This is a genomic window from Fundidesulfovibrio putealis DSM 16056 (genome assembly GCF_000429325.1).
Classification (GTDB): Bacteria; Desulfobacterota; Desulfovibrionia; order Desulfovibrionales; family Desulfovibrionaceae; genus Fundidesulfovibrio; species Fundidesulfovibrio putealis.
Genome location: NZ_AUBQ01000016.1, coordinates 161559 through 185922 on the forward strand (window position 1 = coordinate 161559; position 24364 = coordinate 185922).

The following is a 24364-nucleotide window of genomic DNA, read 5'->3' on the forward strand; positions in this document are numbered from 1 at the left end:
AGCCAAGGAACCCACATGCGCCGCGCGATTTTCCTCGTCCCCTTCCTCTTCGCACTGGTCCTGCCCTGGCAGGCCCATGCCCAGCGCATCGGGCTCTCCAATCTGGTGGTGGACAACCAGGAGGGGCGCGTCAAAGTGCGCTACGGCGTGGACATCAAAGCCGTGGACGCGGTGAGCGAGGCCCTTCAGGCTGGCGACACCCTGGCGCTGGAGTGCAAGGCCCGGTTGTCGCGCAAGCGCGACTACGCCTGGAACACCCAGGTGGCCGAGGCAGAGGCGATCAGCCGTCTCACGCTGCACGAGGGCGGCCCCTTCGAGATCCACCTCCCCGTGGGCAGGCAGGAGCGCTACAGGGGGCGCGACCTGGCGCTGGTGATGAAGGAAGCCTGGGGGGCTATGACCCTGGACCTGGGCTCCTGGGAGTCACTGGAGCGGGGCGGCTCCTATTCACTTACTTTGGAGATCAGGATGGTCCGCCAGGACGTGTCCGCATGGCTCAAGGGCGTGTTGTTCTTCTGGAATTTCGATGCCGTTCCTCCGGTAAAGTACCAATTGGATTTTTCATACTGATTTGCTCTTCTTTCTCTGACTTTCCGTTCTTGTTTTTGTGGAGATGGCTGCGACGGTCGTGATACATCTCATGTATTTGCAGTTGTCCGGACTTTCCGGGAACAAGATATCCTTCTTTCCTCCTGAAATATCGCTGATTGGTAATCTTCCTGTCGCTGACCTTGACCTTGTTGCTGGTTGTCATCTAGTCTTTTTTGCGTAGGAGGATTCTATAATGGATGCAGGCATTCGGCGTGTGGTAGTGGCTGGCGGAAGCGGCTTTATTGGCCGTCGGTTGTGCCGTGCCCTGCTGGCCGGGGGATACCGGGTGAGCGTGCTCACCCGGGGGACATCCCGCGCGGTCGGCCTCTCGCCGGACGGGGCCGTGCCGGAAATGCACACCTGGGACGGTCGCAGCGCGCAGGGCTGGGGGCATCTCGCGGACGGAGCTTTCGCGCTGGTGAATCTGGCGGGCGAGAGCATCGGCGACGGTCGCTGGACTCCGGAACGCAAAAGCGCCATCCTGCAAAGCAGGACCTTGGCCGGAGAAGCCATGACCCAGGCCGTGTCCCAGGCTTCGGTGAAACCGGAGGTGCTGGTCCAGGCCTCCGCCGTGGGCTATTACGGCGACACCGGACAGGACGCGGTGGACGAGTCCTCTCCCCCGGGGAAAGGATTCCTGACGGAAGTGTGCCTGCGCTGGGAGGAATCCACCCACTCCGTGGAGGACATGGGCGTTCGCCGCGTGGTGGCGCGCACCGGCCTGGTGCTCGGGCGCGGGGGCGGCGTGCTGGAGAAGATGCTCACCCCCTTCAAGATGTTCCTGGGCGGACCGCTTGGCGACGGCAGGCAGGGTTTCCCCTGGATTCATCTGGACGACGAGGTCCGCGCCATGGTCTTCCTCATGGAACGCGGGGACGCCGCCGGAGCCTTCAACCTCACCGCGCCAGAAACGGTTTCCAATCTTGAATTTTGCAGGCGTCTTGGCGAGGCCATGTCCAGGCCCTGCGGTCTGGCAGCCCCTGCGGCCATGCTCCGCCTGGCATTTGGAGAAATGGCCGACGAACTCCTGCTGACCGGCTGCCGCGCCTTCCCCAAGCGCCTCGTGGAGATGGGTTTCGACTTCAGCCATCCCAGGCTGGGTCCGGCGCTCAAGGATCTGTTCGCGTAGGCGGTCATTCCCGGAAGTGTCCGCCGGGGAACCTGACGTCCCGCACCGGGGAGGTCCGTTCCCGAACACAACCTCTGGAGACGCAATGAATTCGCGCAGAATACTGGTTGTCGAGGACGAGGCCATCGTCGCGTTGGATATCCAGAACCGCCTGAAGCACATGGGCTACGAAACCGTGGGCGTCTGCGCTACGGGAGAGGAAGCCGTGGACAAGGCCGGCAAGCTCAAGCCCGACATCATCCTCATGGACATCATGCTGGAAGGCGGCATGGACGGCATCGAGGCCGCAGGCATCATCAACGAGAACTTCGGCATCCCGGTAATCTACCTGACCGCCTACGCCGACCAGAAAACCCTGGAACGCGCCAAAATTACCAATCCCTTCGGATATATCATAAAGCCTTTCGAGGACCGCGAGCTCCAGACCACCATTGAGATGGCCGTCTACAAGTTCGAGACCGACCGCAAGCTGGTGCTCTCCGAGCGCTGGCTGGCCACCACGCTCAAAAGCCTGGGCGAGGCCGTGGTGACCACCGGGGAGGACGGATGCATCCAGTTCATCAACCCGGTGGCCGAAACCTTCCTGGGCATCGACGTGGACGTGGTCATCGGACGGACCATCCAGGAGGTCTTCCCGCAGAACAACGGATGCCTCACCACGCTCGGCAGCCATTCCTGCCGCATGCCCACCTCGGCGGGGGCATCCGTGCCCGTGGAGGCCAACGTGTCCCCTATCATCGACGACTGGGGGAACAACATCGGCAAGGTGCTGGTCTTTCGCGACATTTCGGAGCGGGTGAAGAACGAGGAAAACCTCCAGCGCTACGTAGCCAGCCTGCGCGGCACCCTGGCTGCGACCGTGGAGGCCCTGGCCGTGACCGCCGAAAAGCGCGACCCCTACACTGCGGGCCACCAGCAGCGCGTGGCCGCCCTTGCCCATGCCATCGCCGCTGCCCAGGGCATGGACGACGAGCGCCTGGAGGGCCTGCGCGTGGCCGGACTGCTTCATGATATCGGGAAAATCTACATCCCGGCGGAGATCCTGGCCAAGCCCTCGGTGCTGACCTCCATCGAGATGGGGCTCATCAAGACCCACTCCGAGGTGGGCCACGAGATTCTGAAGAACATCCCCTTCCCCTGGCCCGTGGCCGACATGGTGCTGCAGCACCATGAGCGCATCAACGGCACCGGATATCCCTCCGGGCTGAAGGACGATCAGCTCCTGGAAGAGTCGCGCATCCTTGCCGTGGCCGACGTGGTGGAGGCCATGAGCTCGCACCGCCCCTATCGTGCCTCGCTCGGCCTGGCGCGCGCCCTGGAAGAGATCAAGCGCAACCGCGACGTGCTCTACGACCCTGCCGTGGTGGACACCTGCATCGAGCTCTTCGAATCGGGGAGCTTCGCCTTCGAGGCGCAAGGGCGGGCCTAGAGGCATGGAGACCGGATACGAAGGGCCTTCGTACGCCGAATTGGCCCGCAGGGCATCGGATGCGCTTGCCTCGGCCTTGTCTGCCGGGCTCCTGGGCGAGGAGGACACCGCCGCAGTGGTCTACGACCTGGACGGCCTGGACAATCGATTCCAGTTGATATGCGACAGTTTCCCCCCCGGAGCGCTGCACGCCGTGGCCGTGAAGGCAGCTCCCATGGCCGCGCTGCTTTCGCGCCTTGTCGCGCAAGGCTCCGGGCTCGAGGCGGCCTCCCTGCCGGAGCTGCACATGGCCCTGGCCGCAGGTTGCCCGCCTGAGCGCATCGTGTTCGACTCTCCCGCCAAAACCAGCGCCGAACTGCGCGAAGCCGTCCAGCTCGGCGTGCACCTGAACGCCGATAACTTTCAAGAACTCAAGCGCCTGGACGGGATCGTCACCCAGCCTTTCCAAGGGCCTGGAAGCCTGGGCCTGCGGGTGAACCCGCAGGTGGGCCTGGGCAGCATCGCCGCCACCAGCGTGGCCGGGGAGTACTCCAAGTTCGGCGAACCCGTGTCCAAGCGCGGGGAAATCGTCGATGCCTTCGTGCGCCGTCCCTGGCTCACGGGGCTGCACATGCACGTGGGCTCGCAGGGCTGCGGCCTGGACCTGTTCACGCGCGCGGCCCGCATCCTCCTGGACCTTCGCCGCGACATCCACGCAGCCTGCGGCCATGAGCGGATATCCCGCCTGGACATCGGCGGAGGGCTCCCCGTGCGCTACACGCCGGACCAGGATGTTCCGTCCATGGGCGAGTACGCCGCCGCTCTTCGCCGGGAGTGCCCGGAGCTGTTCGCCCCCGGCCTGCGAATGTTCACCGAGTTCGGGCGCTGGGTCTTCGCCAGCCAGGCTTTCGCGGTCAGCCGGGTGGAATACGTCAAGGAGCAGCCGGGGTTTTGCACTGCCGTGGTGCACCTGGGGGCGGACATGTTCCTGCGCCCCTGCTACGCGCCCGAAACCTGGCGGCATGAGATCGTGGCCGCCGGGCCGGACGGCGCTTTGAAGTCGGGACCAAACGGCCCCTGGAACGTGGCCGGGCCGCTGTGCTTTTCGGGGGATTTCCCGGCGAAGTCCCGCGCGCTGCCCGACCTGTCGCCCGGAGACTTCCTGATATTTCTGGACGCCGGGGCCTATACCATGGCCATGTGGTCGCGCTACAACAGCCGCCAGATGCCAGTGGTGCTGGGCCTTGAAGAGGGCAGGCCGCGCGTCCTCAAGAAGCGCGAGACCCTGGAGCAGGTGCTGGCCTTCTGGAAGTGACGCGCCGGAGCCCGCGTCCGGGCCCCCCGCGTGAAGCGGTGAAGACCCAACGTCCAACCTCCAAGGCAGCGAAACGCCACATGCCCACCACTCCCGGCTACACGCTTTGCAAGGGCCTTCTGGACGCAACCGACCGCTACGGCGCGGACTGGTGCCTGCGCGTGGTCCTGGCCGACGGCTCCTTTCAGGATATGGACCGCCGCCGCTTTCTGGACATGGCTCTTGGCGCGGCGGCCTGGATGCGCTCCGTCGGCGTGGCTCCAGGCGACCGGGTGATCCTGTGCCTGGAGAACTCCCCGGCCTGGGGGGCTGCCTACTTCGCCGTCCTGCTGGCCGGAGGCGTGGCCGTGCCCGTGGACATCGCGTCCGTTCCCTCCGACGCCGCCTACTACCTGGAAAAGACGCGCGCCCGCCTGGTGCTCTCTTCGCGCCACGACCTGTTCACGGGGGATTTGCCCGCAGGCTGCCTCTTGGCCCACAGCCTGGACGCCGCCCTGGCGCACGCGCCGCTTTCGCGGGGGGAAATCCATCCCGCCGCGCCGGACGATCCGGCCGTGCTGATCTTCACCTCCGGCACCACCGGCAGGCCCAAGGCCGTGCGGCTCACCCACGCCAACCTGCTGGCCAATGTGGACAGCGTGGCCCGGTGCGGGCTGTTGCTTCCCGGCGACAATCTGCTGGCCGTACTGCCCCTGCACCACGCCTACCCCTGCATGGTGAACCTGCTGGTGCCGCTGCTGCTGGGCGCGCGCACGACCTTCGTGGAGACACTCAAGCCCGAAGCCATCCTTGGTGCGCTCAAGACTGCAGGCGTAAGCATTCTGGTGCTTACGCCGCAATACGTGGGCGTGTTTTACCGGCGCATCCTCAAACGCTTCGAGGACCTGCCCCTGGGCCTGGGGAGGCTTGTTGCGGCGGTCCTCAAGCTCACGGCGCACGTGAAACCCGACCCGCTCGGGGTGCTGCGCCGGGCCGTGCGCAAGGGAGTCGGCCCGAAATTCCGCTTCTTCGTAACCGGCGGGGCCAAGTGCGATCCGGAGGTGATTGCCGGGATGGAGGCGCTGGGCATCGGGGTGCTGGAGGGCTACGGCCTCTCCGAGACCGCCCCCCTGGTGAGCATCAACAAGCCGGACACGGGCAGGCCCGGCAGCGTGGGGCAGGCGCTGCCCGGAGTGGAGGTCCGCATCGACCGGCCAGACGCCGAGGGTTACGGAGAGATACTCATCCGGGGCGCAAACGTGATGCCCGGCTACTTCGAGGACCCGGACGCCTCGGCCAAGGCCTTGCAGAACGGCTGGTTCCACACCGGTGACCAGGGACGCATGGACCCGGACGGGTCCGTCTTTGTGCGCGGGCGCGAGCGCGACATCATCGTGCTGCAAAGCGGCAAGAAGTTTCCCGCCGAAGAAATCGAAAACCACTACCGCCAGGCCCCGAGCGTGGGGGAAATCTGCGTGCTGCCAGGCCCGGACGGGTCGCTGCGGGCGGTCATCACCCCGGACCCGGAATTTTTCAAAACCACCGATTCAACCGACCTGCGCCAGAACATCCGCTGGGACCTGGAGGTGCTCTCGCGCGAGTTGCCGCCATACAAGAGGGTGGGCAATTTCGTGGTCATCTCGGCGGACCTGCCAAAGACGCGCCTGGGCAAGGTGAAGCGCCATCTGGTGGAGAAGATGCTGGCCGAGGGCCAGGATGGAGTCTCAGCCGAGGGTGTGGAGTGGCCTGAACTAGGCCAGGCCGGGGAGGCCGCCCTGGCCGCCATCCGGGAAGCGGCGGGCCTGAGCGCGGACGCGGGCGTCGCGCCGACGTCGCACCTGGAGCTGGACCTGGGACTCGATTCACTCAAACGGCTGGAGCTGCTGACACTTCTGGAGGACGCGCTTGGGAGGCCCGTGGAAGAGGAACGCTTCCAGCGTCTGGCCACGGCGGCGGAGGTGGTGGCCCTGGCCCGCGAGCTGTCCCTGGACTCGGGCAGGGACTCCGCTGTAGGAAGCGGCGCTGGAGCCGGTTCGCCTGACGTGCGCACGGCGGGCGCGGGCTCCGGCCTGCACGGCGACCTGCCGCCCGAACGGGAGCATCGGGTGCGCCTTGATTTCGGGACGCTTGACCGGCTGGCCACTGCGGCGGTGGGCGGGCTTTTGGACGCGGTAATCCGGCTGGGGTTCGGCCTCACGGTGCGGGGAGCACAGAACATCCCCGAGGGCGCGGCCATCATCTGCTGCAACCACGCGAGCTTCCTGGACGGCTTCGTGGTGCTCTCGGCCACTCCCCGCAGGCACCGCATGCGCCTGTATTTCCTGGGGCTGGCCAGGTTTTTCGACGCCCCCCTGGTGGGCACGCTGGCTGCGCGGTTCAGGCTGATCGCCGTGGACGCCGGGCGCATCTCGGAGACCATGCGGTTTTCGTCTTACGTGCTGCGACACGGCAAGCTGCTGTGCGTGTTCCCGGAGGGCGCGCGCACCGTGACCGGGACGCTCCAGCAGTTCAGGCAAGGTCCGGTGACCCTCTCGAAGGAACTCGGCGTGCCCGTGGTGCCAGCAGCCGTCAGCGGGACTTTCGAAGCCTGGCCCGTGGGCGGGAAGCTGCGCCGCCATAAGCTGGCGGTGACGTTCGGCGCGCCCATGATGCCCCAGACGCCGGAAGAGTTGCGGGAAGCGGTGAGGGCGCTGCTGGCCGAAGGCTAGCGTATCTTCACTTCCTGGCCGAAGCCTCCCGGGGCAGCCAGCGCGCCTGGATGGCCGCCAGCGTGCCGTCGTCCTGCATCTCGTCGAAGGCGTTCTCCCACGCCGCCACTGTCGCCTCGTCGCTGCCTTTGGAAAAGGCGATGTACAGCTCCACTTCCTTGAAGGTGAACACGTTCACCATGTCCCCCGGTTTCAGTCCGCAGGATTCCGGCATGGTGGCGATTCCGATGTTGGTGGACACCAGGAGGTCGATCCGCCCGGCCTTGAGCTTCCTGATGTTGAGCATCTGGCTGCTGGAGCTGTCCAGGTTGGTGAATCCTTGGCTCTTCAGGAACTGCTCGCGCGCGTCGTCCTTGTAGGTGCCGATGATGACACCAGCTTTGGCTTCCTCCAGGCTGCCAAGGGGTCTGGCCTTGCTCCTCATGGCAAAGAATCCCCACTTGATGCTGAGGATGGGGCCGACCCAGGTGAAAAGAGGCTCACGCTCCGGGGTGCGCGTGGTGGCGAAGAGAACCACATCAGGCGTGGTGGAGGCCATGGAGTAGGCCCTGGCCCAGGGGAAGACGTCGATGTGGGTGTGGTCGCCGACGCGCTTCTGTATTTCCCTGACGATCTCCACGCTCACTCCGGAGAGGGCGTCGCCCTTGACGATGGTGGAAGGAGGGGAGTCCTCCGTGGCGATAGTCAGCGCGAAGGCTGGGGTGGCGGCGAGAAGGACCGCGAACAGAAGAAAAGTCATTACACGCATGAACTGCTCCTCGATCATGAGGCTGCCACTCGTTCGATGAATCATGCGGCAATCACATGCATGATTGCTGCACGCGATACGTGCTGGCGCGAGTCGCGCGGTCGGGCATGAAAGGCCGGTCCTGGCCTTGACCGGTAGCGGTTGGCCTCGGCTATTTCACTCCCCTCAAATCCTGTTCCAGTTCCGCCAGCACCTCGGCCAGCGCCTGATTATAGGCAGCGGCCAGTGGGGCGGCGTCCTTGCCGCCGGACGCGAAGGGGACCGCCTTGCGGTAACTCCTGGAGAACGCCACGCCGTACGTCTCGTTTTTGTTTTTGAGCAGGAAGAACTGCACTTCCAGAACGGCCTTGGGCGCGGCGCGATCCCGGTAGTCGCCGTACAGGGAGTTGACCATGCCCTCCAGGAGGTGGGTGTCCACCACCTGGCTGGTGGAGTCCACCACGTTGGAGAATATTCCGGCCCGCCCGAGCCACTGCTCGGTAAGCTGGGTCATGTTCTGGGCGGGCTGCACGAAGAAGGAATTGTAATAGTCAGACTCGAACTCGGTCTCGCCCAGGCGGTAGACCATCTCCTTGCCCTGGTAGGCGGGGCTGACCTGCAAGGGGCGCACCTTGAGCACCGATTTGTCCGTTGCCGCAGGGAGGGACTCCAGGCGCTGGGCCGTGATGTTGTAGAGCTTGCGATCCGGCGCGGGGCGCGACAAGGGCGCGGCGCACGCGCCGAGCAGGCACAGGGCCAGCACGGCCAGCAGCGCGCGCGTGTGAATCGTCACGGTGCGTGTCATCTCTTCTCCGGGTTCACCTTGGCCGGGGGGGCGCCGAAGAACAGTCGCGAGGGATTGCGCTTGGCGTCGCCGGTCAGGTCGTTCAGGTTCTCGAACACCTGCTTGCTCTGCTGGAGCAGCCCCTGCACCTCGTCGCGCTGGCTGGCCACCAGGGAGTTCACCTCGCGCAGGAGCTTTCGCAGGTCGGCGATGGTCTGGGGCAGGTTCTCGGTGCCGGTCTTCAGGTTGGCCAGGGTCTGCCCCAGGTTCTTGAGGGCTTCCCGCGCGTCCTTGCTGGCCATGATGTCGTTCAGATGTTCGTTGGTCTTTCGCAGATCCGCGATCAGGCTGTTCACGTTGTCCGAGAGGCCGGGGACGTTGGCGTCCTTCACGGCGTCGCGCATGACCACCAGCAGGGCGTTGATGTTCTGGACGGCCACGTCCACGCCTGCGTCGTCGATCTTGCGCAACAGCTTGGAGAAGTTCTCGAAGGTCTCTTCCAGGCGGGCGATGGTGCTGGGTGCGGAGGGCACGTAGTAGTATTCCGGGGTCCAGCTGATGGGCAGGGGCTTGTTGGCGCGCGGGTTGACGTAGTCCATCTCCAGGTAGCCCGTGCCGGTGAGGCCCTGGGGGGCGATACGTACACGCAGGCCGTTCTCCACCTCGCTCCAGATGGCTTCCTTTAAGTCCTCGCGGCTTTTCAGGGCGATGGCCGATTCGGGGTCCAGGGCCATCTCCACCAGCACGTAGCGGAAGGGGACGTCCTTTATGTCGTGGTATTTGTTGAACACGAACCGGATTCGCTGCACGGAACCGATCTTGACGCCCTTGAACTTCAGTGGCGAGCCGATGTCCAACCCCTGCACGGATTCGTCGAAGTAGCTCTCCAGCATGATCTTGTCCTTGTTCAGGGCGCCGAGCCCGAAAAAGACCAGGATCAGAAGCAGCAGCACGGTCGCGCCGATGATGAACAGGCCAAGCTTGAAGTAGTTGGTTTTCAGGCTCATGAAACGACCTCAAGCCTCCCGGTTGAAGAATTGGCGGACCTTTGGGTTGTCCGAATGGTCGCGCAGTTCGGCGGGCGGGCCTTGGGCGATGATTCCCTTGGTCTGCGGGTCGAGCATGATGACCCTGTCGGCCACGGCGAAGATGCTGGCAAGCTCGTGGCTGACGATGACGAATGTGATGCCAAGGCTTGCGGCCAGGGTCAACACCAGTTCGTCAATCCCAGCCGAGGTGACGGGGTCGAGCCCGGCCTGGGGCTCGTCCAGGAACAGGATGGCCGGGTCCAGGGCCATGGCGCGGGCTATGGCCGCGCGCTTCTGCATCCCGCCAGACAGCTCCGAGGGGAGCTTGTCCTCGGAACCGGCCAGCCCTACGAGCTTGAGCTTCAGGCGCGCCACTGCCTCGCGGGCGTCGCGCGGCAGGCGGGTGAACTCTTCCAGGGGCAGGCAGATGTTCTCAAGCAGCGTCAGCGAGCCAAACAGCGCCCCGGACTGGTACATCACCCCGAAGGACCGCAGGATCTCGCGGAGCTTGCGCCCATGCGCGCCCACGATGTTGCGTCCCTGGATGGTCACCATGCCGGACATGGGCGGGAACAGTCCTATCATGTTTTTCAAGAGGGTGGACTTGCCGCAGCCCGAGCCACCCAGGATGACGAACACCTCGCCGGGCTGCACGCTGAAGCTTACGTCCCTGAGCACGACGTTCTCGCCGTAGCCCATGGTCAGCCCAGAAACCTCGATGGCCGGGCCTTGCATCACCAGCCCATCACGTAGAACACCACCGCGAACACTCCGTCCGCCACGGCGATGAGGATGATGCCCGACACCACCGCGCTGGTGGTGGACTGCCCCACGGAGCTGGCTCCGCCGCGCGTGCGCAAGCCCCGCTGGCAGCCGATGGCGCACACCAGCAGGCTGAACACGCTGGCCTTGAGAAGTCCCCCCAGCATGTCGCCCAGGGTGACCGACATCTGCACCTGGTTGACGAAGGCCACCAGCGGATACCCAAGCGACAGCATCACCAGCGCGCCGCCTACCAGCCCGGCCAGGCTGAAGAACAGCGTCAGCATGGGCGTCATGGCCATGGCCGCAAGCACGCGGCTGACAACCAGGAAGCGCACCGGGTCCAGGCCCATGGTCCTCAGGGCGTTGATCTCCTCATTGACGGTCATGGTGCCTATTTCGGCGGCGAAAGCCGAGCCCGAGCGCCCGGCCAGGATGATGGCCGTGACCAGCGGGCCGAGTTCGCGCAGGAGCGACAATGCCAGCAGGTTGGCCACGAAGATCTCCGCGCCGAACTGCTTGAGCGGCATGGCCGACTGGAACGCCATGATGAGGCCCATGAGAAAGCCGATGAGCACGATGATGGGTAGGGCGTTGACTCCTGCGGTCTCGGCCACGTTCAGGGCGTCGCGCCAGCGGATGGAGCGAGGGTTGGCAGCCGCGCGGACCAGCGCAACGGCGAATTCGCCGATGAAGGCGATGAGGGAATAGATGTCGTCGATGAGGATGGCGGCTTTGCGGCCCACCTCCTCAGGCAGGCTGGGTTTGTCCTTATGGGAGGCTGGCGGCAGGAGGTCCTGCGGGGAGAACTGGTCGTAGAGGTCGCGAAACCGCTGGTTCAGCCCGTCCAGCCGGAATTCTGCCCGCGCCGCCTCGGCGCGCCGCCGCAGCTCCACCAGCAGGGCGAGCCCTGCCCCGTCGCAATAGTCCACTGCCTGGGCGTCCACCGTGAGCCTTTGCCCCGGACTGGCGGCCAGGCGCACTGCCTGGTCCCATATGCCGGACACGCCGTCGGCGTCGAGCCGTCCGGTAAGCGTGACGGCGATCCCCGCAGGCGCGGGCTTGAAAGTCAACGATGTGGGGGAAGCCGGAGGCGTCATGGTGTGAGGCTCGTAAACAGTCGTTTGAGGGCATGTCATCTCTACGCCAGCGGGCTTGGAGGGTCAATGTGCGCCTGTCGGGATGGGGGTGTGGTTCATGACTCTCAGCGTTGGGGCGCGTACGTTCGGGGGCGACGTTTCTTGGGTGGGGAGGGCGAGTGCGAGTGCGTGCCAGGGATTGTCCCGTAGACGTGTTTTAAATACCGGCCTCTGGCCGGTTTTTCCCTTGCTAAATAATGCAAAGCCATGCATATGATTACCTATAGCTCACTTTTCAACCATTGAGGAGGAAAGTATGGGAATCAGGATTTTCGTTTTGGCTCTCGTGGCCGCTCTCACCGTTGGCGTGGCGCCTGTTCAGGCCGCCCAAAAAGCCGCCATGAGTGAAGAGAAAGCGATCAGTGCGACGTACATGAAGGGTGTCGATCAGATTGCAAGTCGTCAGTGGAACGCGGGCATCGCCACGCTGACCCCGGTTATCGACAACCCCAAAACCAGCAAGGACATCCTGGCCAACGCGCTTGCTAACCGTGGCGCTGCATACTCCAACAAGAAGAACTACGACCTGGCCATGGCCGACTTCAACAAGGCTCTGGAAATCAAACCCGACCTTATCAATGCGCTGTATGAACGCGCCCGCGTGTTGGCCATGCAGGGCAAGCACGCCGAAGCCGTTGCCGACCTGACCAAGGTCATCGGAATGTCCCAGCCCAGCATCCTTACGGGCGGGTATCACTACAACCGGGGCGTGAGCTACATGGGCATGCTGCCCCCGCAGCCCGACAAGGCCAAGGAAGACTTCGCCATGGCCAAGAAGATGAACCCCAAGCTGAAGATTCCCGTCAAGTATAAAGACCTGTAGTGTTGAGTTCGTGAAGAGCATGAATATGTTTTTCACGAAATATGGACATGGTTCTCTTGGTTTGGAACCACACGGCATGAACGCATTTTGAGAACGCCAAACTCAGAACTCTTCTATAAGCGGCCCGACCGGGAAACCGGCCGGGCCGCTGCCGTTTGTGCCCCTACGCCAAGATCCGGCGAACGTATGCCAACCCCAGGAACCCGATGCCCAGAAGCATCACTGTGCCGGGTTCCGGCGTGGCGACCGGAGGATTGGGGATGTCGAAGCTGCCGGTGATGTTCAGAGACAGGATTGTGTCACCTCCCGCTATGCTGTTCCAAACGGTCGGCCCCACCACAAAGTCCAGGAAGTTGCCTGCCTGCATTGCTAGGCCGAGGATGCTGAAGTCATTGTACCAGGAGCTGTTTTCGCTGAGCAGCAGTCCGGTTGTGGCTCCGGATCTGTAGATGTATTTGCTCATGTACGCCCTGTTGTAGCTGTTGAAATAGCCGCTGAGGGAGTACGTTCCATCGACAGGGGCGGTGAAACGCACTGTTGCCAATTCACCGGAGGGGCCAGGATGCAGGCTCACGTCTCCAGGCTCAACCCAGTTGAACAAGGTATCGGTGGAATTGTTCTTCCAAACCTGGGGAATCCAGTAAGTGTTCGATATGGTGGAGTCGTTCCATCTGTCTCCGCCGTAGGGCGGGTACAGTACCTCGTCAAACACGGTCAGGGAGCCTCCAATCGTCGATACCCAGCCATATTGCCACGGTCCGTTCGGGTTTGAGATCGTGCTGAAATCGTCCGACAGGTTGAAGACCGTATTCGCCTTCGCTTCTTGAGGCGGCAATGCGGTAAGCAATATCGCACATACGAATACGCATTTCGTCAATTGTCTGAACACACCGTTTTGATGAAATCCTGAGTCTGACCCAAACATACGCCTTTTCCTCCTGTAATGGTTGCACAATGTCGCTCGCGCGTGCCTGTCACTGTGCAGCCCAGGTCGAGGGAGTGGTACAGCTGGTTCCTTGAGACCGAGACTGCCGGGTCAGTGTTTGATCGAATGTCAGGATATGTAAATACACAAACTGATCGTAAAGTTCCCTGTGCGCAAACAAGGCTTGGTATATGTGGGTGGTGATTGCAAGGTGTTGTGAATAAATATTGATAACAATATAGTGTCTGGCTTGCGGTGCATGTGGAAGGCGAAATTGCTCCGCGAGGGCATGCTCTCACGGCGTGCCATGCGCTCGGGGGGGCAGTGCCGTGTTGGTGCTCGGAGTGTGCTTGCGGTCCACGCGAGAACTCTCGGGGAAAGCTGCCCTGATGACGGCTTGCCGGGGGCGCACGGTCATGAAGGGACATGCGCTTTATGAATTCGGCCTTGCAGGGTATACGCGGGCATCGCCCCGCACCCGGCCAGCACCGATTTGTCGGCGCTGGCCGGGTTTGCGGGACAATCACTCCGGGGGAGTCGTCATGAAAAGCTACCGCAAGGAACTCTGGTTCACTGTACCCACGCGAAGAGGTTTCGTGAACATCACGAAGGACGTGGAGGCATGCCTGCGCGAATCAGGCGTGCGCGAAGGGCTGGTGCTGGTGAACGCCATGCACATCACCGCCAGCGTGTTCATAAACGACGACGAGTCCGGCCTGCATCACGACTACGAGGTGTGGCTGGAGAAGCTCGCGCCGCATGAGCCCGTTTCCGGCTACAGGCACAACGTGGGCGAGGATAACGCCGACGCCCACATGAAGCGCCAGATCATGGGGCGCGAGGTGGTGGTGGCCATCACCGAGGGGCGACTGGACTTCGGGACCTGGGAGCGGATCTTCTACGGCGAGTTCGACGGGCGCAGGAAAAAGCGGGTGCTGGTCAAGATAATAGGGGAGTAGGCGAAGGTCCTGTCATGCTGGCGGCTGAACTGGCGCATACGGACGCCGTGATGGGATATGGCCAGGTTTTCTCGGCGCGCCATCTGGCCGCGATGCGAGGAGGTCGTGTCGCATTACGGGATATAGCCGTTGGCCTTCCATGTAAGAAGCACGACCGCGATCATACTCAGAAGGACGAGGGTCTTCAGTGTCATGGTGCCTCCCATGTGTCGGATGCAGCCGTGCAAAGGTTGGGCCTCTAGATATTCGTTGTTATTACAGTACGTTGGCTTTTCCGGGGGGCGCTTGTCCTGTATGGACTCCCAACACATGCCGGAGAACTTTACAGTCCGGATGGCCTTGCGCATCAAGCCGAAAGCTCCATTCGATACCATGAAAAAAGGCCGCCCCCTTCCGGGAGCGGCCTTCGTGTTTCGATGAGCCGTCGTCCGCGTTAGCGGATGAACAGCATTTCCTGGTAGGAGGGCAGGGGCCACAGGTCGTCGGCCACCACGGCTTCCAGGGCGTCGGCGTAGGAGCGCACGGAGTTCATGGCAGGCAGGACCTTCTCGCACATGAACTTGGCGTGGGCCAGGGTGTCTCCGCCTTCGTGATCCAGGAGCTTCTCCAGCTTGTCCACTTCAGCCTGCATGGCGCGCAGCTTGGCGGTCACGTCTTCCAGGGTAGCCATCTTGAAGTCGTGTCCGATGGCCTTCAGGTTGGCGCAGGCGCCGGCCAGTTCGCCCTGGTAGCGCATGGCGGCGGGGAAGATGACCGTGCGGGCCATGCGGACAACCAGGTTGCCTTCGGTGGCCAGGGTCTTCACGTACTGCTCCAGGTAGATCTCCTGGCGGGACTTCAGTTCGGCCTCGGAGAAGATGCCGTACTTGGTGAAGAGCTCCACCACTTCCTTGCTGGAGAGCACGGGCAGGGCTTCGGGGGTGGTCTTCAGGTTGGGCAGGCCGCGCTTGGCCGCTTCCTGGTGCCAGGCGTCGGAGTAGCCGTCGCCGTTGAAGATGACCGCGTCATGCTCCTGCATGATCTTCTGCAGAACCTTCTGGACGCCCTCGTTGAACTGGGTCTTGTTGACCTTGCCCAGCTTCTCGAGTTCGGTGGCGATGTAGTCCAGGGATTCGGTCATCATGGCGTTCAGGGCCACCTGGGCTCCGGCGATGGAGTGGGACGAGCCCACGGCGCGGAACTCGAAGCGGTTGCCGGTGAAGGCGAAGGGGCTGGTGCGGTTGCGGTCGCCCGGATCCATGGGCAGCGGGGGCAGGGTATCCACGCCGATGTGCATGACGCCCTTCTGCTTGGAGCCCTTCACTTCGCCCTTCTTGATCTGCTCGAACACGTCGGCCAGCTGCTCGCCCAGGTAGGCGCTCATGATGGCCGGGGGAGCTTCGTTGGCGCCCAGGCGATGGTCGTTGGAGGCGGAAGCGACGGTGGCGCGCAGCAGAGCGCCGTACTTGTGCAGGGCGCGGATGGCGGCGGCGCAGAACACCAGGAACTGGGCGTTGGAGTGGGGGGTGTCGCCCGGATCGAACAGGCTGCCCAGTTCGGCGTTGCCCAGGGAGTAGTTCAGGTGCTTGCCCGAGCCGTTGATGCCCGCGAAGGGCTTCTCGTGCAGCAGGCAGATCATGCCGTAGCGCTTGGCCACGGTGCGAAGCGTGGTCATGACCAGCTGGTTGTGGTCGGTGGCCAGGTTGCCCGACTCGAAGATGGGGGCGATTTCAAACTGGCTGGGGGCCACTTCATTGTGGCGGGTCTTGACGGGAACGCCCAGCTTGTAGAGCTCGCGCTCGACTTCCATCATGAAGCTCATCACGCGGCGGGGAACCACGCCGAAGTACTGGTCCTCGAACTCCTGGCCCTTGGCGGGCTTGGCGCCGAACAGCGAGCGGCCGGAGATGAGGATGTCGGGGCGCGAGAACACGAAGTTGCGGTCGATCAGGAAGTATTCCTGCTCGGCGCCGGCGAAGGAGGTCACGGGCGACTTGGTGGTGACTCCGAACAGCTTCAGCACGCGCTTGGCCTGCTTGTTCAGCGACTGGAGCGAACGCAGCAGCGGGGTCTTCTTGTCCAGGGCCTCGCCGGTCCAGGAGACGAACGCGGTGGGGATGCACAGGAAGGTGCCGTTGGGGTTCTCGTAGATGTAGGCGGGGCTGGTGACGTCCCAGGCGGTGTAGCCACGGGCTTCGAAGGTGGCGCGCAGGCCGCCGGAGGGGAAGCTGGAGGCGTCGGGCTCGCCCTGGATGAGCATCTTGCCGGAGAATTCCGCGACCGCGCCGCCCTTGCCGTCGGGGACAAGGAAGGCGTCGTGCTTTTCGGCGGTCAGGCCGGTCAGGGGATAGAACACGTGGGTGAAGTGGGTGGCGCCCTTCTCGATGGCCCAGTCCTTCATGGCGTTGGCGACGACGTCGGCAACAGAGGGATCAAGCTTCTCGCCGAAGGCGATGGTCTTCTTCAGGGACTTGTACACGCCCTTGGGCAGACGCTCGGACATGACCTTGTCGTTGAAGACGTTGGAGCCGAACACGTCGGTGGGCTTGGTGTCGTGAAAGTTGAGGGGCGCGTGAGCCGGCTGATAATTGATGATGGCCGAAATGGCGTCCAGGCGAGCCTTGATTCCACTCATAGGGCGATCTCCATAATGGGTTGAGATTCGAGATGGTGTGACGCGGCCATTCCTGCGTGGCAAGAGGGCCGCGAAGCCGGAGTGTTCCAGGGGGAGCCGCCAGGGCGCGTGGGCGCTTGGCAGACCCGTCCGAAAAGGCTGTGCAGGAGCGTTGCCGGCGAGCAGGGCGCGTGAGTGGCGCAAAATTGTGGAATGCGTGGATCCCTTGAGGCCATCAGGCGTCGTGCTCCTTCTTTCGCTGTCTGCATTTTCAATAATGTAAATTGGTCGATTGAAAAAGTAAAGACGGCAAAAGTGGAAAATCTGCCTCGTGAGGTTCTTTTTTCGACAAATGAGGGTTCCGGGTTGCTCCAGAGTGCCTGCCGGGCCTGTCCGAGAGCTGATTTCCGGCTTTGTCTCCCCAAAATTTCAATAAATTGCCCGTCCGGACTAAAATGCCGATTTTTACGGTAATCGCTAAAAATCGCAGATGGGAGGATGAGGCGTCGTAGCCCGCGAAACGTGCAACCGCCACGCTTCCGGCATGGACGCACGCTCCGAAGCGGCCGCGCCTGCCCGATGATCCGAGAGTTGCCCCCGGGGCTGGAACGAAGATTGCTTCATAGCTCGCAGAATGCCCAGGGAACGACCTGGAACGGAGGATTTGCTTATGTTCGACGCATCGCCCGACAGCTCTTTGACGCACCTCTGGCTGCCGAGCCTCATCAAGGCCCAGGCAATCATGGACGTGGGCGTCCGTCTGGCTATCCGGCACGAGTCTGCCGTGCGCGGCGAAGCTCCGGCCTGCCGCGAGCAATGCGCGGGTTGCTGCTCCTCCAGGCACATGGCGGCCACCTCCCTGGAAATAGCCGGGGCCGCGTGGCATCTGAAGCGCGAATCGTCCCCGCGCAGCCTAGCTGCGCTGGACCGCCTTTGGGGAAACGGGCCGGACGAAGGCGGCGAGGAGGGCTGTCCGCTTCTGGTGGACGGCGTCTGCGCCGCCTATTCCATGCGTTTCTTGTCGTGCAGGCAGCTTGTGGTGTTCGGGCGCTCCTGCTCCATGGGCGAAGACCCTTTCCGCACGCGCCGGGCAGACGTGCTGACACCGCTTCGAACCTACGCCTTCAAGGCATATTCCCTGCTGTTGCCCCACCTCGGCGTGATCGGCATGCCCGGAAGTCCCGGCGAGATGGACGCCTTGTTGGCCGGGTTGACGCAGCCAGTTCGCGCCCATGGCGGGCCGGTTCACATCTGCGCTGTTTCGGGAGTGGCCGGGGCGCGCGCGGCCTGAGCGCTTTCCACTCTTCCGATTTTTACAGACGCGGCGAAGAAGACGCGCCTGAACGGGAAAACGCCCGGTCCTGCATGCAAGCAGGGCCGGGCGTTTCATATTGTCCGTTCGGACTTTGTGCTCCGAAATCTGCCTCAGCCGATCTTGGCGTTGATCTTTGCCACGACGGAATCGACCACCATCGCCGACCACACGGACAGCAGGCCGCAGACGCCCGTCAGGAAGATGAACGCCGGGAACGGCTCCATGTGGGGGACCGTCCATCCGGCTGCATACCCCAGGATGGGCTGGTGCATGAGGTAGATGCTGTAGGACGCGGCAGCGAACTTGGCTACCGGACCCCAGGTGCCGAAGCGGTCCATGGTGTCGGAGAAGAAGATCACCATTCCGGCGCAGAAGACCACGGACAGCCAGTACATGTGCGTAATCAGCAGCACCGGGCCGGGGATGCCGAACAGCAGGCCCCAGAGCGTGAGCCCGATAAGTCCGGCCCAGGCAGCCCTGCGCTTGCCGCCGAAGGCCGCTCCGAGCGACAGACCCTGCCCAAGCACCGGGTTGGCGGCAGGGTCGCGCCAGAGGCAGGCCAGGAACATGCCCAGGGCGAACTCGCCCAAACGGAAGGGCAGGTTGAAATAGAACAGGTAGTTGCCCATGGCGAAGATGGAGCCGGGCATGGCCTTGGCCAGCACCTCGAGAATCGCCCAGAACACCCAGCAGCCGCCGCACAGCCACAGTGCTGCACGCTTGGGGCCGAGTCTCGTAAACAGTTTGAAGAGCAGGGGGAAGGCCAGGTAGAACTGCGCCAGAAGGCCCATCCACCAGTAGGCCGGGACGATGTCGAAGAAAACTGCTGGATTGAGCGTGTGCACGAAGAACACGTGCTGCAGGAAGGAGCTGACGAAGTCGGCCCCGGCCTTGCCCATGACCAGGGCGACCACGCTCCAGAACAGGAGGCTGACGTAGTAGTTGGGACAGATGCGCAGCAGGCGGTGGCGCAGGAAGTCCAGGTAGCCGGGAACGGGCCTGCCCGTGGGACCTGCGAAGGGCAGGGTGAGCACGAAGCCGGTGACGATGTTGAAGAGGATCACGCCCAGCCAGCCTTGGCTGAGGATGGCTCCGAATGCCGGTCCCATGGGGTTCTCGGTGCCTGCCTTGGGAACGTCGGACCAGAGATGATACAGAAAGATTCCGGTCATGGCGATGACGCGCATGACCTCTATCTGGCCCAGCGTCTTCTTTTTGGCGGGTGCTTGGGTACTCATGGGGCCTCACGGGTTAGGGGTTCGAAGTCGGAATCGGAGAACCACGTGCCGCGCACGTGACTGCTCCGGCTTGGCTGATAGTCCGGCTGGTCGCCGCCTCCATGGTGGTAGGCGCAGAAATAGCTGCCGTCGGGCAGGGCGTCCCAGCCGGAGTAGCCGTAGTCGCCGGAGTTGGCGCTGCGGTCGTTGGCCAGTTCCAGAACGCGGGCGCGGACGTAGGCGTCGGGATGCCCCATGTCGTGGGTCCAGTTCCAGGAGTAGTCTCGCTCGTAGCGCGGTTCCTGGATGGCGTAGGACACGCTGCGCCACAGGTGCCTGCCGCCGTTTAGCTCCTTGGTGGCCGCGTTGCCGAAAAGCGCCGCGCGGGTCTCCGCCTGGAGCTTGTCCGCCGGGTATGTCCCGGCCGGTTCCCCGTTGACCACGGCCTCCACGCTACCCGGCGTGTAGCGCAGCGTGATGGAGAGCGGCTGTCCCTTGGGCACGGGGAGGGGCTCGGCGTCCTTGGCCGGAGGAAGGACGCTGTCTGGCTGAAGCCGCCACCAGCCGCCGAAATGAATGGCGCAGGCCTTTTCCTGGGCTTCTTCCACCAGCACCTCTGCGCTGAGTTGCGCTCTGGCCCGTTCCGGATCGGTCATGGGGCGCAGGGCGTAACGCACCGCGCGGTCCAGCCCCGCTTCGTTCTCAATGAGCAGTCCTTGCGGCGTCAGCGTGGGATTGTCCGGCGCGGGGTGCAGGCCGTGGACCTCGTAGTCGCGGTCGAGGTCCTCGAAGCTGCCCAGCCACGCGGCGGTACCGCCGTCGGGCCCCACGTTGCGGTAGGTCACCAGCAGCCTGCCGGACGGGGTGACCCCGATGGTGGGGCGATGCCCCGCGATGGGCGTCGGTCTGGGCAGGCTCCAGGTGGCTCCCTGGTCCTCGGAGAGGCATATGTACATGGGCTCGAAGACGAAGGAGTTCTCTCGCAGGATGGCCAGGAGCCTGCCGTCCGGCAGGGTGGTCATGGAGGCCTCGCACAGCACGAGATTGGGATCAAAGGCCAGCACGGAATAGGGACGCCAGGTGCGCCCCTGGTTGCCCGAAGCATAGACCAGCTGCTCAGAGGGAGCCTGGCGGATCTTGGGCGAGCCGACTTCGCCGCGATGGGTGTGCGCGGTGGTCAGGAAATGATCGGGCCGTATCTGCAATACCCGGTCGGGGATGGGCATGTACGCGCCGGTGTAGGGGGCGCGGCTGAAGGTTTCGCCGTGGTCCAGGCTCCAGAACTGGTTTTGGGAGTGGTCGTCGATGACCAGCACTCGCGCGTCCTCCAGCAGGGTGATCCTGGCGCAATGCCCGACGGCGGGATTCAGATAGCGCGGCGGGCTCCAGGTTTTGCCCAGGTCCAGACTGGACGAGTACAGCAGGTCGGCCCGGCTGGCCACGTGCTGGTCGGACTGGCGGTAGACGCAGAGAAGGCGTCCGTCGCCGGTGCGGCGCACGTCGGGGAAGCAGATGTAATGCCCAGGCCGCGAATCAATGACCACATGCCGGGAGAAGTCGTCGGAAATGCTTGGCATTGCAGGCCCTCCAAGCTGTCTACGTGCCTGCAATAATGCGCGATGTCAAAGCTTTCGGAGTATGCCGGGAATGCGGGAGCGTGTCAGGCGCTGGCGGAGGCGAGTGAGTCGTCCAGAGGGCCGCAGGACAAGTTGTCCGGCAGAGGAAAACGGATCGTGAAGGCGGTCCCCTCAGGGCCGGTCTCAACTTCCAGGCCGCCGTGGAGTTGGCGGGCGAGGTTGGTGACAAGTTGCAGGCCAAGGGTATCGGCCTGGTTCACGTCAAAGCCAGGAGGCAGGCCTACACCGTTATCCCTGACGCACAGGACCGCATGGTTGTTTTCAGTCCAGGCGTGGGGGCGGATAATGCCGGTGGTGCGCCCTGTGAAGGCGTGCTTGAGACTGTTGGTGACCAGCTCGTTCAGGATCAGTCCGCAGGGGATGGCGCTGTCCACTGACAGGTAGAATTCCTCGCTGTGGATGTCCGGGGTGACGCTCAGGTTCTTGGGGCTGTACGCCTGGATGAGGAAGACGGTCAGTTCACTCAGATAGCTGGCGAAATCGATCCGGCACAGATCCTTGGACCGGTAGAGCTTCTCATGAACCAGGGCCATGGCCCTGACCCGCGCCTGGCTGTCCTGGAAGGCGGCGGACAGCAGCGGGTCCTCGAAGCGCAACGCCTGGAGCGACAACAGGCTGGTGACCACCTGGAGGTTGTTCTTGACGCGGTGATGGACTTCCTTGAGCAGGACCTCCTTTTCGGAGAGGGAGGAACGCAGTGCGGTTTCCACGGTCTGGCGTTCGATTATCTCGGCGCGCAGCTTGGCGGTGCGTTTGCGCACCAGAGCTTCGAGGCGCTCGCGGTGGAGCTGGTTTTCCCTGATGAGCGTGACGCGCTCCAATGCCCTGGCCAGGGCGTATTCCAGGATGGCCATGTCCTCGATGGGCTTGGTGATGAAATCCCAGGCACCCAGGCGCAGGGCGGCGATGACGTCCTGGATGGCCCCGGTGCCGGAAATGACGATCACCGGGAGGTGCGGGTGCGACAGCGACACCGTTCGAAGGACGTCCAGCCCGGAGATGCCGGGCATGGCCAGGTCGAGAAGGACGGCGTCGTATGTGTTTGCGTTGATGCGTTCCAGCCCGACCGTACCGTCCTGGGCCTGGTCCACGGTATGTCCCAGGTCTCCGAGATAGGCGGCAATAGCCCTGCGGATCGCGGCTGCGTCATCGACGCAGAGAATCCGCAGCTTGCGCTGCCCGAGTCCTGCGGTCGTTGGCACATGCGTCTCCATGAGGGAGTCAGGGCTTGGCCTGGGCCTGCATCTGCGGAGCTGAGTCCCCGATGATGAGGTAGCGGCCTGGATACGTCACAGGCTTGCGGTCTTTCTTCAGAAGCCACGAGTCGGGGCGGGTCTTGGCCCATTCCTCGTAGTTGCGGTCCAGGATGGCGTAGGTGTCCAGGAATTTGTTGAGTCCCTGGGAAATGCGCACGCAGCCTTTGGAGTCGGTTCTCCCGAGGCGGGGTTCGCCCTTGTCGGGGTCGGTGGAGTGCATGAGCAGGCGCATCTGGCTGATGGTCTCGCCCGCCTTGTATTTCTTGAGGCTCTTCTGGTCGCCGAAATCCCAGACGCGGCTGTCCTTGGAGCCCAGGCCGCGCCATCCGTCCTGGTTGGGGGTGCCCATGGCGCGGTAGGAGAAGTTCTCCAGGGCGTTTTCGAAGACCCCGGTGGGGGTGACGAAATAGTCCCCGCCCTTCTCGATGTTCCCCGAGGAGATGAGGTCTGCTCCAAGGAACTCGATGCGGTCGCTGGCTGAGTCGTATAGGCCCACAAGAATAAACTGTGTCTGCGGGTTGCGGTCGGCGTAGGCGAAATACTGGGTGCCGGAGAAACTCAGTCCCGCCTTGGCCATCTGGGCAGCCACGTCCTTGCGGGCGAAGTCGAAGTAGGCCTGATCCAGTTGCTCCAGGCGCTGGCGGCGCTGCTCGAGGATCTGCTGTATCTTCGGCGCGCTGGCCCACATTTTCTTTGTTCGCTCCAGTCGGTCGATGGTGGGTTTGCGTACGCCCTGCTGGAAGATGGCGCGCATCTGGGCCAGCTCCTCATGGGGAAGAGGCGAAGCGGTCTGGCCGGCGGAATCCTGGGAAAGGGAAGCCTGGGTGGCTCGCACAGGCCGGGCCTGCGAGGCCGGGGGAACGTCCTGCTGTCCGTAGGCCGCGTGCCAACCGGCGGCCAGGCAGACCGGCAAGGCTATCCCCGCGACGAACGCCGTGGCCAACTTGGCTTGGGGGGATTTTTTCCTGCTCTTCTTAGGCGTGGGCATAACGCTGAGTCCGTCACACTGAATTTTTAATACCCTATATGATGGACCGTCAAAAGAAAAGGGCGGGAGCATGCCGCTTCCGCCCTTGAGCTTGAGAAACCGGAAGGCGGCATCGCTGGAATTGGCCAGGATGTGCCGCCGTGCACCGGGTCTAGAAGACCCTGCGTGCTCCCGTGTACTTGCGCTCCCATACGGGTTCGTCCAGGCTGGAAATTTTGACGGTGTCGCCGGAGCTGGAGCTATGGATGAACTTGTTGTCTTCCAGGTAGATGCCGACGTGGGTGATGCGCTTTTTGTTGCCGAAGAAGACCAGGTCGCCCTTGCGGAGCTGGGCCTTGGCGATCACTTTGCCTTCCTGGAACTGCTCGCGGGAGCTGCGGGGCAGGTTCACGCCGAGCTTGCTGTACACCCAGGTGGTGAAGCCGGAGCAGTCGAAACCGGTGCCGGGTTCGGTGCCGCCGGAGCGGTACAGGGTGCCGATCTGGCTGAAGGCCAGGGTGACGAGGCGCTGGTCGTGCTTGCTGCCGGTGAAACCGGTGAGTTCGAAGGGATTCTTGGAACCAGCCACCACGCTCGGCACGGGCAGGGCGCAGAATTTCGCACCGGTGAAGTGCAGAAACGGCGAGGTCGGTTCGAATTCGGTTGCGGCGGCTTCGGTTGCGGCAGCGTTTTCAGCGAGGTTTTGACGGGAGGCAGACTGTTTTGAACCGCAAGCGGTGGTGGTGAGCAGGATGGCGAGCACCAGCATGGTGCGTACGGTCATCCAGGGGGCAAGGGGTGTGGTGCGTGGCATCTCTTCCTCGTCTCCTTGTTCATTGTTGGCCGATTCGGACAGTTTCGATACGAATCCAGATCTAACCGCACGTGCGGCTTATTAGTTCATTCGAAAACTCTCAGGGCATTCGGAGGGACTTTCGTGTGTCGCGCCCGGCGAGATTCATGCTCGCTACCGGATGAGCGCGTGTGCGGGGGCGGCGTGAATGGGGATCACAAACCCTGCCGGGAGCCTCGCTGGTGTCCTTCCGTGAGGTCGATTTCTAGTCACAGGGAAAATTTATGTCCAGAGTTTTTCGGGGGATTT

20 protein-coding genes are annotated in these 24364 nt (G+C 63.4%); 8 read left to right on the forward strand and 12 right to left on the reverse strand.

Annotated elements, in window-relative coordinates; all coding sequences use genetic code 11:
• Positions 1-15: 15 nt before the first annotated feature.
• The 5 genes from G453_RS0114315 (at position 16) to G453_RS0114335 (ending at position 7130) form a co-directional block, all read left to right on the forward strand.
• Positions 16-570: a DUF4390 domain-containing protein gene (locus G453_RS0114315; RefSeq protein WP_027191615.1), complete on the forward strand. Its 555-nt coding sequence runs from the start codon at positions 16-18 to the stop codon at positions 568-570.
• Positions 571-784: 214 nt separating this feature from the next.
• Positions 785-1720, forward strand: coding sequence for a TIGR01777 family oxidoreductase (locus G453_RS0114320; RefSeq protein ID WP_043645861.1), 936 nt, complete (start codon positions 785-787; stop codon positions 1718-1720).
• A gap of 85 nt (positions 1721-1805) precedes the next feature.
• The gene (locus tag G453_RS0114325) at positions 1806-3149 is read left to right on the forward strand and encodes an HD domain-containing phosphohydrolase (protein ID WP_027191617.1); all 1344 of its coding nucleotides are present in this window, start codon (positions 1806-1808) and stop codon (positions 3147-3149) included.
• 4 nt (positions 3150-3153) lie between these two features.
• Positions 3154-4443: a type III PLP-dependent enzyme domain-containing protein gene (locus tag G453_RS0114330; RefSeq protein ID WP_051272440.1), complete on the forward strand. Its 1290-nt coding sequence runs from the start codon at positions 3154-3156 to the stop codon at positions 4441-4443.
• An 80-nt stretch (positions 4444-4523) separates the two neighbouring features.
• A complete protein-coding gene (locus G453_RS0114335) occupies positions 4524-7130 on the forward strand; it encodes an AMP-binding protein (RefSeq protein ID WP_027191619.1) in 2607 nt (868 codons plus the stop codon).
• 7 nt (positions 7131-7137) lie between these two features.
• Here G453_RS0114335 and G453_RS0114340 read toward each other — a convergent pair whose 3' ends face one another.
• The 5 genes from G453_RS0114340 to G453_RS0114360 form a co-directional block, all read right to left on the reverse strand.
• Positions 7138-7878: a substrate-binding periplasmic protein gene (locus G453_RS0114340; protein ID WP_027191620.1), complete on the reverse strand. Its 741-nt coding sequence runs from the start codon at positions 7876-7878 to the stop codon at positions 7138-7140.
• Between the two features lie 151 nt (positions 7879-8029).
• Positions 8030-8662, reverse strand: coding sequence for an ABC-type transport auxiliary lipoprotein family protein (locus G453_RS24205; protein ID WP_051272442.1), 633 nt, complete (start codon positions 8660-8662; stop codon positions 8030-8032).
• Positions 8659-9648, reverse strand: coding sequence for an MlaD family protein (locus tag G453_RS24210; protein WP_051272443.1), 990 nt, complete (start codon positions 9646-9648; stop codon positions 8659-8661). The genes G453_RS24205 and G453_RS24210 overlap by 4 nt, the downstream gene beginning before the upstream one ends.
• A gap of 9 nt (positions 9649-9657) precedes the next feature.
• Complete coding sequence (locus G453_RS0114355; RefSeq protein WP_043645863.1) at positions 9658-10404, reverse strand: ABC transporter ATP-binding protein; 747 nt, start codon at positions 10402-10404, stop codon at positions 9658-9660.
• The gene (locus G453_RS0114360; protein ID WP_051272444.1) at positions 10404-11531 is read right to left on the reverse strand and encodes an ABC transporter permease; all 1128 of its coding nucleotides are present in this window, start codon (positions 11529-11531) and stop codon (positions 10404-10406) included. The genes G453_RS0114355 and G453_RS0114360 overlap by 1 nt, the downstream gene beginning before the upstream one ends.
• 295 nt (positions 11532-11826) lie before the next feature.
• Between G453_RS0114360 and G453_RS0114365 the strand changes: the two genes are divergently transcribed.
• Positions 11827-12393, forward strand: coding sequence for a tetratricopeptide repeat protein (locus G453_RS0114365; protein ID WP_027191623.1), 567 nt, complete (start codon positions 11827-11829; stop codon positions 12391-12393).
• Positions 12394-12556: 163 nt separating this feature from the next.
• Here the strand turns inward: G453_RS0114365 and G453_RS0114370 are convergent, their stop codons facing one another.
• Complete coding sequence (locus tag G453_RS0114370; RefSeq protein ID WP_027191624.1) at positions 12557-13318, reverse strand: PEP-CTERM sorting domain-containing protein; 762 nt, start codon at positions 13316-13318, stop codon at positions 12557-12559.
• A gap of 542 nt (positions 13319-13860) precedes the next feature.
• Between G453_RS0114370 and G453_RS0114375 the strand changes: the two genes are divergently transcribed.
• Positions 13861-14277: a secondary thiamine-phosphate synthase enzyme YjbQ gene (locus tag G453_RS0114375; RefSeq protein WP_027191625.1), complete on the forward strand. Its 417-nt coding sequence runs from the start codon at positions 13861-13863 to the stop codon at positions 14275-14277.
• A 433-nt stretch (positions 14278-14710) separates the two neighbouring features.
• Here G453_RS0114375 and G453_RS0114385 read toward each other — a convergent pair whose 3' ends face one another.
• A complete protein-coding gene (locus tag G453_RS0114385) occupies positions 14711-16891 on the reverse strand; it encodes a glutamine synthetase III family protein (protein ID WP_027191627.1) in 2181 nt (726 codons plus the stop codon).
• Between the two features lie 649 nt (positions 16892-17540).
• Between G453_RS0114385 and G453_RS26475 the strand changes: the two genes are divergently transcribed.
• Positions 17541-18161 (forward strand): hypothetical protein, encoded by a 621-nt coding sequence (locus G453_RS26475; protein ID WP_051272445.1) that lies wholly within the window; start codon positions 17541-17543, stop codon positions 18159-18161.
• 134 nt (positions 18162-18295) lie between these two features.
• On the opposite strand, the gene G453_RS0114395 is transcribed toward G453_RS26475, so the two are convergent.
• The 5 genes from G453_RS0114395 to G453_RS27315 form a co-directional block, all read right to left on the reverse strand.
• Positions 18296-19423, reverse strand: coding sequence for an acyltransferase family protein (locus G453_RS0114395; protein WP_027191628.1), 1128 nt, complete (start codon positions 19421-19423; stop codon positions 18296-18298).
• Positions 19420-20979 (reverse strand): sialidase family protein, encoded by a 1560-nt coding sequence (locus G453_RS0114400; protein ID WP_027191629.1) that lies wholly within the window; start codon positions 20977-20979, stop codon positions 19420-19422. Before G453_RS0114400 ends, G453_RS0114395 begins: the two co-directional genes overlap by 4 nt.
• Positions 20980-21062: 83 nt before the next feature.
• The gene (locus G453_RS24220; RefSeq protein WP_051272446.1) at positions 21063-22241 is read right to left on the reverse strand and encodes a histidine kinase dimerization/phosphoacceptor domain -containing protein; all 1179 of its coding nucleotides are present in this window, start codon (positions 22239-22241) and stop codon (positions 21063-21065) included.
• Between the two features lie 19 nt (positions 22242-22260).
• A complete protein-coding gene (locus G453_RS24225) occupies positions 22261-23283 on the reverse strand; it encodes a hypothetical protein (RefSeq protein WP_051272447.1) in 1023 nt (340 codons plus the stop codon).
• A 151-nt stretch (positions 23284-23434) separates the two neighbouring features.
• Positions 23435-24076: a C40 family peptidase gene (locus tag G453_RS27315; protein ID WP_156920943.1), complete on the reverse strand. Its 642-nt coding sequence runs from the start codon at positions 24074-24076 to the stop codon at positions 23435-23437.
• Between the last annotated feature and the right edge of the window lie 288 nt (positions 24077-24364).

Bases quoted from the DNA above. Each gene is read 5' to 3' on its own strand.
- G453_RS0114315 (WP_027191615.1), top strand. From the start codon at position 16: ATGCGCCGCGCGATTTTCCTCGTCCCCTTCCTCTTCGCACTGGTCCTG.
- G453_RS0114320 (WP_043645861.1), top strand. From the start codon at position 785: ATGGATGCAGGCATTCGGCGTGTGGTAGTGGCTGGCGGAAGCGGCTTT.
- G453_RS0114325 (WP_027191617.1), top strand. From the start codon at position 1,806: ATGAATTCGCGCAGAATACTGGTTGTCGAGGACGAGGCCATCGTCGCG.
- G453_RS0114330 (WP_051272440.1), top strand. From the start codon at position 3,154: ATGGAGACCGGATACGAAGGGCCTTCGTACGCCGAATTGGCCCGCAGG.
- G453_RS0114335 (WP_027191619.1), top strand. From the start codon at position 4,524: ATGCCCACCACTCCCGGCTACACGCTTTGCAAGGGCCTTCTGGACGCA.
- G453_RS0114340 (WP_027191620.1), bottom strand. From the start codon at position 7,878: ATGCGTGTAATGACTTTTCTTCTGTTCGCGGTCCTTCTCGCCGCCACC.
- G453_RS24205 (WP_051272442.1), bottom strand. From the start codon at position 8,662: ATGACACGCACCGTGACGATTCACACGCGCGCGCTGCTGGCCGTGCTG.
- G453_RS24210 (WP_051272443.1), bottom strand. From the start codon at position 9,648: ATGAGCCTGAAAACCAACTACTTCAAGCTTGGCCTGTTCATCATCGGC.
- G453_RS0114355 (WP_043645863.1), bottom strand. From the start codon at position 10,404: ATGCAAGGCCCGGCCATCGAGGTTTCTGGGCTGACCATGGGCTACGGC.
- G453_RS0114360 (WP_051272444.1), bottom strand. From the start codon at position 11,531: ATGACGCCTCCGGCTTCCCCCACATCGTTGACTTTCAAGCCCGCGCCT.
- G453_RS0114365 (WP_027191623.1), top strand. From the start codon at position 11,827: ATGGGAATCAGGATTTTCGTTTTGGCTCTCGTGGCCGCTCTCACCGTT.
- G453_RS0114370 (WP_027191624.1), bottom strand. From the start codon at position 13,318: ATGTTTGGGTCAGACTCAGGATTTCATCAAAACGGTGTGTTCAGACAA.
- G453_RS0114375 (WP_027191625.1), top strand. From the start codon at position 13,861: ATGAAAAGCTACCGCAAGGAACTCTGGTTCACTGTACCCACGCGAAGA.
- G453_RS0114385 (WP_027191627.1), bottom strand. From the start codon at position 16,891: ATGAGTGGAATCAAGGCTCGCCTGGACGCCATTTCGGCCATCATCAAT.
- G453_RS26475 (WP_051272445.1), top strand. From the start codon at position 17,541: ATGTTCGACGCATCGCCCGACAGCTCTTTGACGCACCTCTGGCTGCCG.
- G453_RS0114395 (WP_027191628.1), bottom strand. From the start codon at position 19,423: ATGAGTACCCAAGCACCCGCCAAAAAGAAGACGCTGGGCCAGATAGAG.
- G453_RS0114400 (WP_027191629.1), bottom strand. From the start codon at position 20,979: ATGCCAAGCATTTCCGACGACTTCTCCCGGCATGTGGTCATTGATTCG.
- G453_RS24225 (WP_051272447.1), bottom strand. From the start codon at position 23,283: ATGCCCACGCCTAAGAAGAGCAGGAAAAAATCCCCCCAAGCCAAGTTG.
- G453_RS27315 (WP_156920943.1), bottom strand. From the start codon at position 24,076: ATGCCACGCACCACACCCCTTGCCCCCTGGATGACCGTACGCACCATG.